At 41.6% G+C, this 13,532-nt stretch carries 15 protein-coding genes; 13 read left to right on the top strand and 2 right to left on the bottom strand.

The window, feature by feature from the left end; genetic code table 11:
- Position 1 precedes the first annotated feature (1 nt).
- From C5O00_RS10560 to C5O00_RS10545, 4 genes are all read left to right on the top strand, one after another.
- Positions 2-961 (top strand): peptidoglycan DD-metalloendopeptidase family protein, encoded by a 960-nt coding sequence (locus C5O00_RS10560; protein ID WP_158676826.1) that lies wholly within the window; start codon positions 2-4, stop codon positions 959-961.
- Positions 962-983: 22 nt separating this feature from the next.
- Complete coding sequence (gene smpB / locus C5O00_RS10555) at positions 984-1,448, top strand: SsrA-binding protein SmpB (RefSeq protein WP_105216819.1); 465 nt, start codon at positions 984-986, stop codon at positions 1,446-1,448.
- Between the two features lie 120 nt (positions 1,449-1,568).
- Positions 1,569-4,049, top strand: a complete 2,481-nt coding sequence (locus tag C5O00_RS10550) for a DUF5686 and carboxypeptidase regulatory-like domain-containing protein (protein WP_105216818.1) — start codon at positions 1,569-1,571, stop codon at positions 4,047-4,049.
- Between the two features lie 94 nt (positions 4,050-4,143).
- Positions 4,144-5,811, top strand: coding sequence for a formate--tetrahydrofolate ligase (locus tag C5O00_RS10545; RefSeq protein ID WP_105216817.1), 1,668 nt, complete (start codon positions 4,144-4,146; stop codon positions 5,809-5,811).
- Between the two features lie 213 nt (positions 5,812-6,024).
- Here the strand turns inward: C5O00_RS10545 and C5O00_RS10540 are convergent, their stop codons facing one another.
- On the bottom strand, positions 6,025-6,312 hold the full coding sequence (locus C5O00_RS10540; protein WP_105216816.1) for an EF-hand domain-containing protein: 288 nt from the start codon (positions 6,310-6,312) through the stop codon (positions 6,025-6,027).
- A gap of 189 nt (positions 6,313-6,501) precedes the next feature.
- Here C5O00_RS10540 and C5O00_RS10535 point away from each other — a divergent pair, with 189 nt between their 5' ends.
- The 7 genes from C5O00_RS10535 to C5O00_RS10505 all read left to right on the top strand — a co-directional run bounded on the left by C5O00_RS10535 (position 6,502) and on the right by C5O00_RS10505 (position 10,847).
- Positions 6,502-7,515 (top strand): sensor histidine kinase, encoded by a 1,014-nt coding sequence (locus C5O00_RS10535; RefSeq protein ID WP_105216815.1) that lies wholly within the window; start codon positions 6,502-6,504, stop codon positions 7,513-7,515.
- Positions 7,512-8,183 (top strand): LytR/AlgR family response regulator transcription factor, encoded by a 672-nt coding sequence (locus C5O00_RS10530; protein ID WP_105216814.1) that lies wholly within the window; start codon positions 7,512-7,514, stop codon positions 8,181-8,183. Before C5O00_RS10535 ends, C5O00_RS10530 begins: the two co-directional genes overlap by 4 nt.
- A 143-nt stretch (positions 8,184-8,326) precedes the next feature.
- Positions 8,327-8,719, top strand: a complete 393-nt coding sequence (locus tag C5O00_RS10525) for a DUF1801 domain-containing protein (protein WP_105216813.1) — start codon at positions 8,327-8,329, stop codon at positions 8,717-8,719.
- Between the two features lie 117 nt (positions 8,720-8,836).
- Positions 8,837-9,475 (top strand): DUF1801 domain-containing protein, encoded by a 639-nt coding sequence (locus C5O00_RS10520; RefSeq protein ID WP_105216812.1) that lies wholly within the window; start codon positions 8,837-8,839, stop codon positions 9,473-9,475.
- 104 nt (positions 9,476-9,579) lie between these two features.
- Positions 9,580-9,867 carry a hypothetical protein gene (locus C5O00_RS10515; protein ID WP_212390048.1) on the top strand — a complete coding sequence of 96 codons (288 nt, stop codon included), beginning with the start codon at positions 9,580-9,582 and terminating at the stop codon, positions 9,865-9,867.
- Between the two features lie 16 nt (positions 9,868-9,883).
- Positions 9,884-10,225: a VOC family protein gene (locus C5O00_RS10510; protein ID WP_105216811.1), complete on the top strand. Its 342-nt coding sequence runs from the start codon at positions 9,884-9,886 to the stop codon at positions 10,223-10,225.
- 82 nt (positions 10,226-10,307) lie between these two features.
- Positions 10,308-10,847, top strand: a complete 540-nt coding sequence (locus C5O00_RS10505) for a GNAT family N-acetyltransferase (protein WP_105216810.1) — start codon at positions 10,308-10,310, stop codon at positions 10,845-10,847.
- A 5-nt stretch (positions 10,848-10,852) separates the two neighbouring features.
- Here C5O00_RS10505 and C5O00_RS10500 read toward each other — a convergent pair whose 3' ends face one another.
- Positions 10,853-11,494, bottom strand: a complete 642-nt coding sequence (locus C5O00_RS10500; RefSeq protein WP_105216809.1) for a protein-L-isoaspartate(D-aspartate) O-methyltransferase — start codon at positions 11,492-11,494, stop codon at positions 10,853-10,855.
- Between the two features lie 127 nt (positions 11,495-11,621).
- Here C5O00_RS10500 and C5O00_RS10495 point away from each other — a divergent pair, with 127 nt between their 5' ends.
- Both C5O00_RS10495 and C5O00_RS10490 read left to right on the top strand, forming a co-directional pair.
- Entirely contained in the window at positions 11,622-12,590 is a 969-nt protein-coding gene (locus C5O00_RS10495; RefSeq protein WP_105216808.1) for a Gfo/Idh/MocA family protein, read from the top strand.
- A gap of 6 nt (positions 12,591-12,596) precedes the next feature.
- The gene (locus C5O00_RS10490; protein WP_105216807.1) at positions 12,597-13,484 is read left to right on the top strand and encodes a 3-hydroxybutyryl-CoA dehydrogenase; all 888 of its coding nucleotides are present in this window, start codon (positions 12,597-12,599) and stop codon (positions 13,482-13,484) included.
- Positions 13,485-13,532 lie beyond the last annotated feature (48 nt).

Raw genomic sequence — 13,532 nt, 5'->3', positions numbered from 1 at the left:
TATGAAATACCTTATCGCATTGTTGTGCACAGCTTCTCTTGGGCTGTCGGCTCAAACACAGGCCTACGTTACCGCAATTGAAAATTTTCAAACCTCTTATAACGATCACAATGCCGAGCAGATCTTTAATATGTTCGCTCCCCTCATGCAGGAATCGGTAAATCTGGAAACAACAGGCCAGATTGTAAGGTCATTCCAAACACGGTACGGTGAAATGAAAAGTTTCGAGTACAAAGAAAAAGAAGGAATTACAGAAACCTACATCGTCCATTTTGAAAAAGGGAAGCAAACCATGCATATCACTCTCAATCGCGATGGCAAACTATCTGGGTTGTTGTTCAAACCTTTTACAGATAGCAGGCCGCCTAAATTTGAACGCAATAGCACGGCATTAGGTCTTCCTTTTAAGGGGAAATGGTTTACGGTTTGGGGAGGAGATACCAAAGCACAGAATTACCATGTAAATTTTCCGGCCCAGAGGCGGGCTTTCGATTTCCTGATCCTGGGGAAGCAGAATAAAACCTACGAACGCAGCGGTACCCGAAATGAGGATTATTACGCTTTCGGACAGCCAATTTATGCGGTTTGTGACGCAGTGGTCTATGATGTGATCACCGGAATAGACGATAATAAACCCGGAGATATGAATCCGGCCCAACCACTGGGAAATGCAGTAATTCTAAAAACAAAAAATGACGAGTATATCTTCTACGCCCATTTTGAGAAAGAAACCATTAAGGTTGAAAAGGGGCAGGAAATAAAACGGGGTCAATTTTTAGGGAATTGTGGGAATTCGGGAAATTCATCCGAACCGCATTTGCACTTACATATTCAGGACGGCCCGGATCTTTACAGTGATGTGGGTGTAAAATGTTACTTCGATTCTATTATGGTGAATGGGGAACTAAAACAAGACTATTCTCCCATTCGTTTAAACGTGATTTCGCCACCCGAAGAATAATTTTGTAGTATTTTTGCCGCCTATGGCAATTCAGAAAAAGGTACAGATAAAAAACCGAAAGGCTCGCTTCGAATACGAGATCCTCGATACCTATACAGCAGGCATTGTGTTGCGGGGTACGGAGATAAAGGCTATTCGTGAAGGGAAGGCGTCTATTGCCGAAAGTTTTTGTGAGTTTAGCAATGGTGAGTTATTTGTGATCAATATGACGGTCCAGGAGTATTCGCATGCCACCCACTTTAACCACAACCCGAAATCTGAACGCAAACTTCTCCTTAACCGAAGTGAACTAAAGAAACTTGAGAAAGAGGTGAAAAATACCGGGCTCACCATCATTCCACTACTGTTATTTACCAACGAAAAAGGGCTCGCAAAAATGGAGATCGCCCTCTGTAAAGGAAAGAAACAGTACGATAAGCGGGAATCTATAAAAGATCGCGATACAAAGAGAGACCTTAGTCGGATCAAGAAATCTTTCAATAATTAATCGCTAGGAGAGGTAAAATTTTGCTGAAATAAAAATGGCCTATGCTTACATTTCTATTTTCATTCAGGTGTCGAACAACCATAACAGTATCGTTTACGTCTTTTAAATAGAAAGCCATCAATGAAACTACTATTTAAACTCCTTCTTTTACTTCTTACCACACAAGTTTCTGCCCAGATCGTTGGAAAGGTGACCAATTCTGAAGGCGAACCACTACCCTATGTGAACATTTACCTGGAAGATTCGTATACCGGTACCACTTCCAACGACGACGGTAACTATGAATTGGCCGTAAATAAAACCGGAAAATATACCGTTGTCTTTCAATTTTTAGGGTACACCAGGGTAACAGAAGAAATAAGCATTAGTTCGCTCCCACATATTCTCAACGTTACTCTAAAAGAGGAGACAACCAGTCTCGATGAAGTGGTGATCGATGCTTCTGAAGACCCCGCCTACAGGATCATTAGAAACACAATCGCTCAACGAAAGGCCAACCTGGATCGAATATCGGAATATGAAGCCGATTTCTATTCCCGGGGACTATGGAGGGTAGATAGTATTCCGGAGAAGTTTATGGGACAGGAGGTGGGAGATTTCGATGGGCAGCTGGATTCCACCCGTACCGGCATCGTTTATCTTTCAGAAACAATATCAAAGATCGCTTACAGAAAACCGAACGATTTCAAAGAAACCATTATTGCCAGCAAAGTAAGTGGAAACGACAACGGTTTTAGCTTTAACACCGCTATAGATGCCGAGTTCTCTTTTTATAAGAATAATCTCTCCCTTAACGCCTCTATTGTATCTCCCATCGCAAACAACGCGTTAAGTTATTACAACTACAAACTAGACGGGGTTTTCTATGAAGGAAAAAAACTCATCAATAAGATAATTGTTACACCTAAACGCCCGAACGACAGGGTTTTTGAAGGAGTTATTTATATAGTAGAAGACGATTGGCAATTGTATGGCCTTGAGCTGGCTACCAACGGACAGGCTATTCAGATCCCTTTCGTGAAACAACTAATTTTCAAACAGAATTTCAGTTTTGATCCTAAAAACAATTTTTGGGTAAAACGCTCCCAAACCATCGATTTCGGATTCGGTTTCTTTGGATTTAATGGAGACGGAAGGTTTATCGCAGTGTACAGTAATTATAATTTTAAACCTGAATTTGAAAAGCGATCGTTTACGAACGAAGTGCTCTCCTTTAAGCCAAAGGCCAATAAAAAGGATTCATTGTTTTGGCGCGGGATTCGCCCTGTTCCCCTAACGGATGAAGAGTTGAACGATTACATTAAAAAAGACAGTATCCAGCAATTGCGCAAATCTAAGCCCTATTTGGACTCGCTGGACAGGAAGAATAATCGTTTCAAACTGCTCGATGTACTTTTCGGGTATACCTACGAGAATAGTTTCGAGAAATGGGATATAAGTTATAAGGGGCCTCTGCCCGGGGTTAATTATAATACAGTGCAGGGATGGAATGGAAATATTGGCCTTACATTTTTCCAGGCCTATGGTGAAACCCGGTCCCGGTATATACGGATACATTCCACTTTCGAATATGGCGTGTCCGATCAGAGATTGCGTCCAACAGCAGGGATCACCTATAATTATAACCGCAATAATAATTCATTTATTGGGCTTTTCGCCGGAAACGCAGCCACTCAGTTTAACCGTTCAGAGCCTATAAGTCCGTTGATCAATTCTGTCGCGACACTCTTCTTCGAACGTAATTACATGAAGGTTTTCGACCTAACTTATGTAAAAGCAAATTGGGGGCAGGAGTTGTTCAATGGTCTTTATCTGCAGGCAAGTACAGGTTATGAAAAACGAAAACCGTTGGTTAACACGACAGATTATGTGATCATCCCGAACGACGAGATAGATTTCACGGTAAATAACCCCAGACCAAGTGAAAACGGCATCACCCCTGTCGACATCCTACCCCATGATATCATCAAGTCGAAGTTAAACGCATATGTAACTTTCGGACAAAAATATTACAGTTACCCGGACGGAAAAGTGAATATGGGAGGGAACAAATTCCCTCGCTTGCGATTAGAATTTGAAAACGGTCTTGGAGCCTCCCAGAGTGACTATAATTACAGTCAGCTAAATGCGTATGTCGCGCAAAATGTTTCGTTGGGGAATAAAGGGAGACTGATCTATCGTTTAAAAGGTGGCACCTTCTTTAACGCGGATAATATTTCCTTTGCAGACTATCAGCATTTTAATGGAAATCAGACGCGGGTGGGAACCTCATCCACATATAGTGAGGTATTTAACCTCCTGCCTTATTACCAGCTAAGTACCAATCAAAGTTTTTTTGAAGGTCACGTTGAACACAATTTCAGGGGATGGATCCTGGGCAAGGTCCCCGGGATAAACAAATTAAATTTCAACCTGGTAGCCGGCGCACACATGCTAAGCATCGATGGGAAAAAACCTTATTCCGAATATTCCCTGGGTATCGATAATCTGGGCTGGGGTAAGTTTCGCTTCTTAAGGCTGGATTACGTACGATCCTACTACAATGGGGTGGGTGACGGCGCAGTGATCTTCGGATTGAAATTTTTAAACCTTTTCCAATAGATTTAGCTCCTATAACGGATGCACTCTGGTCCAGAGGATTTCAGAAGAATTAAATTTATTCCTTAATTTCACATTTCTTCATTAAATTTATCGAATGACCGACTTACAAATAGCGCAAAGCGTACAAGAACAACATATCCGCGACATAGCGGCAAAACTCAACATTTCAGAAGAAAATCTAGAATATTACGGCAATAACAAGGCAAAATTACCCCTCTCACTCATAAACGAAGATAAGGTAAACTCTAATAACCTCATTCTTGTTACTGCCATCACCCCAACCCCGGCCGGAGAAGGAAAAACCACTGTATCTATTGGTCTTGGAGATGGTCTTAACTATATAGGTAAAAAAGCGATGACAGTTCTGCGGGAACCCAGCCTTGGTCCTGTATTCGGAATAAAAGGTGGAGCCGCAGGAGGTGGACATAGCCAGGTGATCCCAATGGTAGATATCAACCTGCATTTTACAGGAGACTTTCCGGCCATTGAAAAAGCCAACAACCTGCTGGCGGCACTTATCGACAATAATATTCAGAGTAAGGGTAGAAGTCTGGGTATCGACCCACGTACCGTGCTGTGGAAGCGTTGTATGGATATGAACGACCGCGCCCTGCGGAATATCGTAGCAGCTCTAGGCGGTAAAGCGGGCGGTGTCCCAAACGAGACAGGCTTTAATATAACGGCTGCTTCAGAGATCATGGCCATACTCTGCCTGAGTAAGGATTTCGAGGATCTGCAGCTGAAATGCGGTAATATATATGTAGGAGATACCTTCGACGGACAGCCAGTCTATGCTCGCGACCTCAACGCCCAGGGTGCCATGGCCGTTCTGCTTCGGGAAGCCATAAAACCAAATCTGGTACAAACCCTGGAGGGCAATCCTGCCCTCATTCACGGAGGACCTTTTGCCAACATTGCACAGGGAACTAATTCTATCCTTGCTACTAAAATGGGCCTTAGCCTAAGTGATTATGTGGTTACTGAAGCCGGATTTGGTGCGGATCTGGGGGCCGAGAAATTTTTAAACATCAAATGTCGTGAAGCCGGTTTTTCTCCAAAAACGGTGGTACTGGTGGCAACAATTCGCGCCCTGAAATATCATGGAGGCAAGCCACTTGACGAACTTACGAACGAAGATACAGCTGCGCTGAAGGCCGGACTTCCCAATTTGGAGCGGCATATTGAAAGCCTGAAAAGTTTTGGGATCCCAGTAGTGGTGGCAGTGAACGCCTTTGGAAGTGATACCGAAGCCGAAAAAGAATTGTTGATCAACCATTGTAGTTCAATGGGAATTCCTGTTGCCATAAGCAATGGTTGGGCAGACGGCGGAAAAGGCTGCGCAGAACTGGCAGAAAAAGTTGTGGAGGCTGTCGCAGGCTGTAAAAGCACCTTCCGCCCTACCTACAATCTGGAAGATACATTATTAACCAAGATCGAGAAGATCTGTACCAATATATACGGAGCTAGCGACGTGGAACTCTCGGCCAAAGCCAGGCGCCAATTAAAACGTTTTGAAGACCTTGGATATTCCAAACTACCTGTCTGTATGGCTAAAACCCAAAAAAGCCTGAGCGACAACGATAAATTGCTGGGCAGGCCTGAGAATTTCAGTATTCATATCAGGGAATTGGAGATCGCCGCCGGTGCAGGTTTTGTGATCCCCATAGCAGGAAATATGCTGCGTATGCCCGGACTTCCGGCTACTCCTGCTTCAGAAAATATTACCATAGATAAAGACGGAAATATAACAGGATTGTTTTAGGAGAAAATCTAGATCATCAAGAAATATTTTCAAATTATTTTATAGTAGATTGGCAGTTATCGCTTTCAATTCTTCAGGAGTGGTGAAGCCATTTGCCAAAAACTCCAGATGAACTACCCCGTAATGAGAATTATAGTGAATGATTAAAAGAAAAAAGCTCCATAACGAATTATGAAGCTTTTACTAAACAAACTAACTAAAAAACACTATTTACTAGTTTCCACGTCTTTTTCCTTTGGGTTTGGGTGCCTTATCAAATTCGTCCTCTGTGATGAACCCGTCTTCATTTAGATCTAGATCTGCAAAGGCTTCCTTCAATGGGCCCTTTACCTCTGTTTCCGAGAGCTTCCCATCCTCACTAGCATCCATTTCTTTAAGCAGTTCGCTAAAGGTGGGAGGTTTCTTAGACTTTCCGTCCTTTGGCTGTGCATAGGTAACTGCTACGAATCCCAGACAAAAACTCATTACTATTAATCCCTTTTGTAAATTCTTCGTTTTCATTTTTTTGTTTTAGTGATCGGTAGTATGACCCGATGATCACACAAAAGTTGTATTGCCTTGACGGGTTTTCAGCGAATGCCGGGAGAATTTCGGTAGACATCCTAAAATCGCCTTTGAAACCTAAACCTCTGTGAGCTCAGGCAGTCTAATACAGCACCTTGCTGATTATTAATTTACTTTATTTGTACTATGAGATATATAAATAGATATATTCTTCAAGTGATATTTTGGATTGGAATCTGGTGTTTGCTTTGGATACTGGTCGATACAAATTTTAGATTCATCCGCGATCACGCGTTGGCATTCGGAATGCAGTTGATACTTATTTTTGGCCTTATCGCCTATGCCGTTCCTCAGTTTCTTTTTCAGAAAAAATTTCTGCAGTTCTTCATTATAACTATTTCCGGAATCCTGCTATCTGCTTTAATTTCTTCTCAATTTGGCCCGTCCCCTAAACTTGGACCTCCGCCCGGGACTGAAGTGAGACCAGGATCGGTTAGGATACCCTCCCGCTTCTTGATTCACCTGCTTGTCATGTCCATCTCGAGTGTTGCTGCCATCTTGATCGAAACCATTATCTATGCCCGAAATAAGGAACAACTGGCTACTATCGCCAAAGCGGAACTGATGGAGAGTGAATTGAAATTATTGAAAATGCAGATAAACCCGCATTTCCTATTTAATGCCCTCAACAATATCTATTCTCTTTCAGTAACAGATTCTAATAAAACCCAGGAGAGTATCAATACGCTTTCCAAAATGCTGCGCTATGTAATTTACGATTGTGAACAGGCTGAAGTTCCGTTGAACAAAGAGCTCGATTATATTCGTAATTATATAAGTCTCTTTAATTTAAAGAGCAGTAGGGAATTCGATATAACGTTCCATCAGGATATAGCCAATAACAACACCACAGTAGCACCCATGCTTTTTATTCCGTTTGTAGAAAACGCATTAAAACATAGTAGTATTGAAAAAGGAAAGGGTAATTTTGTACGTATATCATTGGTTCAGAAAGGAGAAACGATCGAATTCACATTAGAAAACAGTCTACCTTCAAACAAGAATAAGAAAGATGCAGTAGGAGGAATTGGCTTACCTAATGTACGTAAGCGACTGGAACTTTTATATCCAGAACGGCACGAACTGAAGATAATAAAACAGGATACCTTCAAGGTTCTTCTAAAACTAACGCAAGGATGAGCTCTATACAATGCATAATAATAGATGACGAAGAATTGGCCAGGACGCTTCTCAAAACATACGTGGATAGGGTAAGTTATCTCAATTGTATAGGCTCTTTTGAAAATCCGATGGAAGCTTTGGACTTTATTCACCAAAATGAAGTTGACCTGATCTTCTTAGACATACAAATGCCCGAATTAAAAGGAACAGAATTTGCCGAAATTATTTCAAATACCGCGGTGCGAGTGATTTTTACCACAGCCTATTCAGATTACGCCTTGCAGGGATTTGAATTAAACGCCCTGGACTACCTGCTAAAACCCATAACCTTTCAACGATTTTTAAGCGCAGTCGAAAAATTTCCTCATCCCACAAACAACGAGGACACTATTGTTATAAAATCAGGCTACGACCTCCATAAGGTTAAGTTTAGCGATGTCGTTTACATAGAAAGCGATAGTGAATATGTTAATTATTTTCTTGAGAATGGTAAAAATATTCTTGCCAATCAATCTCTGGCAAATCTCGAAACATCTCTTCCAAAGCTATTTATGAGAGTACATCGCTCTTATATTGTAAACAGAGACAAAGTTACGGGGCTAAAGGGCCGTAATCTATTGCTTTCGGGGCATTCTATCCCTGTGAGCGACAGTTATTTTACTAAGGTAAAAACTGAGCTGTTCTAGCAAAATCATTATCTTACTAATTATTTTAATAAAGACATTTCAGCCTGAAGGCAGCTTCGTTTCACAGCATAGAACAGGGTCAACGTCAGTGCTTTGGTCATAGTAGTACTAGTACAAAATCAATATTTAAAGTAATAATTAGGATGAACGCAGAAACCATATCTTTTAATAATTCACTGGAAGGCGAAGAGAAATCTATCTGTGAATGCTTGGCCTCAAGTATAGACAAGATCCTTACAGAAGCAGAAAATAAAATTTGGCACGGGCACCCGGTATGGTTCCTGGCAGGTAACCCTGTGGTAGGGTATTCGAAACAGAAGGCCGGGATCAGACTTATGTTCTGGAGCGGAGCGAGTTTCAATGAACCCGATCTTTTGCCGGGTACCGGAAAGTTTAAAGACGCTTCCTTTTTTTATACCTCAACAGACCAGATAGATTTGGAAAAACTCTGCCGCTGGCTGAAAAAATCCAGGGAAATTCAGTGGGATTATAAAAACATCTATAAACGAAAAGGTGTACTGGAAAGAATAACCTGATCTGGCTTAGATCATATAAATAAATCAAACTTTAGGTTTTTATGATTCGAAATTTACCAGGAATCCTTGCATGGCTAAACGAATTCCTATTACTAAAATGAAAAATAATTCTGAATCTTGAAACAAGAAGTTAATGCATATATCAATAATCTAGAACAATGGAAGGAAGAACTATCCCTGCTCCGTTCAGTGATGCTGGAATGTGGTTTAACCGAGACCTATAAGTGGATGCATCCCTGCTATACGTATAATGGGAATAACGTTCTACTACTTCATGAGTTTAAGGATTACTGTGCCATACTGTTTCACAAGGGTGCCCTTCTGGAAGATTCGCAGAAGATCCTTAAACAACAAACCGAAAATACTCAGGCTGCCAGGCAACTTCGGTTTACCTCCATCCTAGAGATAAAACCATTGATCCCGATGATCAAACAATATGTTTTTGAAGCGATCGAAATTGAAAAAGCAGGATTGAAGGTAAAAATGAAATCTCTTGCAGATTATCACACACCAGACGAATTAACGGAAAAATTTAACACCGATCCCGAATTCGAATTAGCATTTACAGCCTTGACACCAGGTAGACAAAAAGGATATTTGCTTCATTTCTCGAAACCTAAACAAGCGAAAACAAGGGTGTCGCGAATTGAAAATTGTGAAAAACGAATCTATATGGGAAAAGGCCTTACCGATTGTATTTGTGGCCATTCTAAACGAATGCCCAATTGCGATGGTTCCCATAAATTATTTAATTAAACGTACATCTGTCTTTTAGTCTGAATTATAGATGGTGCTTTAACTCTCTCACTTATATACCTATTTACAGGATTCGTGATAACCAACTTTTTGGTACCTTTACTATGATGAAGAAAAGAAGTGTAATCGTTATATCGTTAGTGGTCTTGCTTATCCTGTTAATTCCACTTATCGGGATGCAGTTTACTGAGAACATTAAATGGGGCCCGATGGATTTTCTGGTTGCGGCTGTACTGTTGTTTGGAGTGGGCTTCGTTTTAGACCTAACTCTTCGGAAAATCAAGAAACCCCGCAGTCGCGTGTTGATCTCTATTGCGATTATAGTTCTATTTCTCCTTATTTGGGCCGAGCTCGCTGTGGGTGTCTTCGGAACTCCGTTAGCGGGTAATTAAATTCTAAAAAAGCTAAATGAATAACAACCATATCAATTATATAGAATTTAAGGCCGCGGATCTGGAGGTGATAAAAGAATTCTACAATAAATGTTTTGGTTGGACTTTTACAGACTACGGCCCCGATTATATTTCTTTTGAAAATAGTGGTCTCTCCGGAGGGTTCGAACGAAATGACCAGGCAATTTTAAATGGTGCTTTAGTTGTCTTGTATCACGACGCCCTCGAATCTGCATTAGAGGATGTAAAAAGCGCAGGGGGAAGAATAGTTAAGGATATTTTCTCTTTCCCTGGCGGACGTCGGTTTCATTTTAAGGACCCTGCGGGAAATGAGCTAGCAATCTGGTCTGATAATTAAGGGGCCAAACCTAATTTTACCATGGAAAATACTGGAGAGGTCCAGCGAGATCGAACTTACTTCCCCCCTATTTAAAATTTATATGGATCTAGAAACTAACAGGCTCCGAATGCATCAAATTTCTGAAGACCATATTTCGGAGATTTATAAAATGAATTGTATGTCTGAAGTCGCCAGGTTTAACACCACAGGGATACCAGACTCCCCCGAGGTTACTGCGACACTACTTCAGAAGGTCATCTACGACAAGTTTCTCAATAAACGAACCCTTTTTGGATGGGCCATCTATCTGAAGGATACCAAGCGATTTATTGGCGAATTAGGCATGCAACTCTCCGCCCCAAAATACAACCGTGCCGAAATACATTATAGCCTGGTACCGCAATTCTGGGGAAATGGATACGCTACCGAAACGGTGAAGGCAGCGCTGACCTTCGGATTTAACACTCTTCATCTTCATCGAATTGAAGCCGGCGTAGCGGTAGACAATATAGCTTCAGTAAAAGTTCTTGAAAAAGCAGGAATGCAACGTGAAGGAAGAAAGCGGAAAATACTACCGCTGGCGGAAGGTTGGACTGATAATTTCGGCTATGCCATACTAAAAGAAGACGGTTTATACTGAACTCTCTAATTTTTATCTTCTAGAAGCGGAACAAATCTATATTCGCCGTATTCTTTCTTTTCAAATTCTTTTGGTCCCTTCCGTGTAAAAACAGTCATCACCTGCACATCGGTTCCAACGGGAATCACCAGTTTGCCACCTACCCCCAATTGAGCCAATAAGTCCTTCGGGACAAAAGGTGCGCCAGCCGTCACTATGATCCTATCGTAGGGAGCCTCTTCCTTATATCCCACATAGCCATCCCCGAATATAAGTTTCTTGGGCCGGTAGCCTAATTTGCTTAAAAATAATCTGGATTTTTTAAATAATTCGTTCTGTCGTTCTATGCTATAAACTACGGCTCCCATTTCTAGTAACACTGCTGTTTGATACCCGCTTCCTGTACCAATTTCCAGAATTTTATTCCCGCGCTTTACCTCAAGCAACTCGGTTTGTCTCGCAACTGTGTAGGGTTGTGAAATTGTTTGATCTGCGGCAATGGGAAACGCTTTATCAACATAAGCATGGCTTACAAATCCCGAATCCATGAACAAATGCCTGGGGACCGTATTAATAGCCTCTAAAACCGCTTTATCCCTAATCCCTTTTCGGATCAAAGTATCAACCAGTTTTTTACGCATTCCCTTATGCTTGAAGTCGTCTTTCATCCTTACAAAGATGAAAAGAATGCCTGAAATTCTCATTGAAATTTCAAAAAAATATAAGGGTCTAAATCACCATCTCCGCCTCCATAATTTCTTCAAAATCTATTACCTTTGTGCAAAACCACATCACATGCTAAAAGCTGGCGTACTGGGTGCCGGACACCTGGGAAAAATTCACCTGAAACTTCTTAACCAATCATCCCGTTACGAATTGATAGGTTTTTACGACGCAGACACAAAAGCCTCTGCTGCAATACGGAAAGAATTTGGATATAAAAGTTTCCCGTCCATGGAGGCCCTAATCGAGGCTTGCGATGTTGTGGATGTGGTTACTCCAACGGTTTCGCATTTCGACTGTGCTCAAAAGGTGATTACCGCAGGGAAGCATTTGTTTATTGAAAAACCCATCACCCAAACTGTGGAAGAAGCACATAAGTTGCTTACTTTGGCCAATAAACATGGCGTAAAAGGACAGGTAGGTCATGTAGAGCGATTCAATCCGGCTTTTAAAGCTGTAAAGCATATGATAGACAACCCTATGTTTGTAGAATCCCATCGCCTTGCTGAATTCAATCCGAGAGGCACAGATGTGTCTGTGGTGTTAGACCTGATGATCCATGATATTGATGCCATCTTAAGTGTGGTTGATTCGGAAGTTAAGAATGTATATTCCAGTGGGGTCTCTGTTATTTCTGAAACACCCGATATCGCCAATGCACGCATCGAATTCGAGAACGGATGTGTGGCTAATCTTACCGCAAGTAGGATCTCGATGAAAAAAATGAGAAAGGCGCGGTTTTTCCAGCGTGACGCATATATTTCGGTAGATTTCCTGGACAAGGCATGTGAAGTAGTGAAGATGAAAGATGCACCAAGGAGACCGGACGATTTTGCCATGATCCTCACGAATGCGGAAGGAATAAAAAAACAGATCTATTTTGATAATCCGCATATCCAATCTAATAACGCGATCCTCGACGAACTTGAAACCTTCGCAGATGCGATCGAAAATGATACTACACCCGTTGTTAGTCTGGAACAAGGAACCAACGCCTTGCGAGTAGCTATGCAGATCATAGATAATTTTAAAAAACTATAAGAACATATGAAAAATGTTGCAGTTATTGGTGCAGGTACCATGGGAAACGGAATTGCCCATACCTTTGCCCAATTCGATTATAAAGTCCAGTTGATCGACGTGTCACAAGCCGCCCTGGATCGCGGACTAGCCACTATCGAAAAGAACCTGGACAGGATGCTGGCCAAAGAACGCATTACTGAAGAGGAAAAGGCTAAAACACTAGATAATATAACAACCTACACCAGTCTTGAGGAAGGTGTGGAGTATGCGAGCCTGGTGGTTGAAGCAGCCACTGAAAACTTAGATCTAAAACTGAAGATCTTCCGCGACCTGGATAAATTCTGCCCGGAGGATACAATCCTGGCGAGTAATACCTCCTCTATATCAATTACCGAGATCGCTGCCGCCACCTCAAGGCCGGAAATGGTAATAGGAATGCATTTTATGAACCCGGTTCCTATAATGAAGTTAGTGGAGATCATAAAAGGGTATAACACAAGTAACGAAACCTACTCCACCGTTGAGGAAATTTCAAAAAAATTAAATAAAGTTCCTGTAGAGGTGAACGACTACCCCGGTTTTGTAGCCAACCGTATCCTAATGCCTATGATCAACGAAGCCATTGAAACTCTTTATAACGGTGTCGCAGGAGTAAATGAAATCGATACGGTAATGAAACTTGGTATGGCACATCCTATGGGGCCTCTGCAATTAGCAGATTTCATTGGCCTTGATGTTTGTCTTTCTATACTGAAGGTGATGTATGACGGGTTCAAGAATCCCAAATACGCCCCCTGCCCATTACTGGTAAATATGGTAATGGCAGGAAAATTGGGAGTCAAGAGTGGAGAAGGATTTTACGACTATACCGAGAGTAGAAAGGCCGAAACTATAGCCAAAATGTTTCGATAGTTCTTTATAGTTTTTGGCTTGCTCATTATTAAGTTTAACATCAAATTT

Source organism: Pukyongia salina (assembly GCF_002966125.1).
Lineage (GTDB): Bacteria > Bacteroidota > Bacteroidia > Flavobacteriales > Flavobacteriaceae > Pukyongia > Pukyongia salina.
This window is presented reverse-complemented; position numbering and strand designations above follow the sequence as displayed.

Coding starts and splice junctions, on each gene's coding strand:
- C5O00_RS10540 (WP_105216816.1), bottom strand. CDS start 6,312: ATGAAAACGAAGAATTTACAAAAGGGATTAATAGTAATGAGTTTTTGT.
- C5O00_RS10535 (WP_105216815.1), top strand. CDS start 6,502: ATGAGATATATAAATAGATATATTCTTCAAGTGATATTTTGGATTGGA.
- C5O00_RS10560 (WP_158676826.1), top strand. CDS start 2: ATGAAATACCTTATCGCATTGTTGTGCACAGCTTCTCTTGGGCTGTCG.
- C5O00_RS10515 (WP_212390048.1), top strand. CDS start 9,580: ATGATGAAGAAAAGAAGTGTAATCGTTATATCGTTAGTGGTCTTGCTT.
- C5O00_RS10490 (WP_105216807.1), top strand. CDS start 12,597: ATGAAAAATGTTGCAGTTATTGGTGCAGGTACCATGGGAAACGGAATT.
- C5O00_RS10505 (WP_105216810.1), top strand. CDS start 10,308: ATGGATCTAGAAACTAACAGGCTCCGAATGCATCAAATTTCTGAAGAC.
- C5O00_RS10500 (WP_105216809.1), bottom strand. CDS start 11,494: ATGAAAGACGACTTCAAGCATAAGGGAATGCGTAAAAAACTGGTTGAT.
- smpB (WP_105216819.1), top strand. CDS start 984: ATGGCAATTCAGAAAAAGGTACAGATAAAAAACCGAAAGGCTCGCTTC.
- C5O00_RS10510 (WP_105216811.1), top strand. CDS start 9,884: ATGAATAACAACCATATCAATTATATAGAATTTAAGGCCGCGGATCTG.
- C5O00_RS10525 (WP_105216813.1), top strand. CDS start 8,327: ATGAACGCAGAAACCATATCTTTTAATAATTCACTGGAAGGCGAAGAG.
- C5O00_RS10495 (WP_105216808.1), top strand. CDS start 11,622: ATGCTAAAAGCTGGCGTACTGGGTGCCGGACACCTGGGAAAAATTCAC.
- C5O00_RS10530 (WP_105216814.1), top strand. CDS start 7,512: ATGAGCTCTATACAATGCATAATAATAGATGACGAAGAATTGGCCAGG.
- C5O00_RS10550 (WP_105216818.1), top strand. CDS start 1,569: ATGAAACTACTATTTAAACTCCTTCTTTTACTTCTTACCACACAAGTT.
- C5O00_RS10545 (WP_105216817.1), top strand. CDS start 4,144: ATGACCGACTTACAAATAGCGCAAAGCGTACAAGAACAACATATCCGC.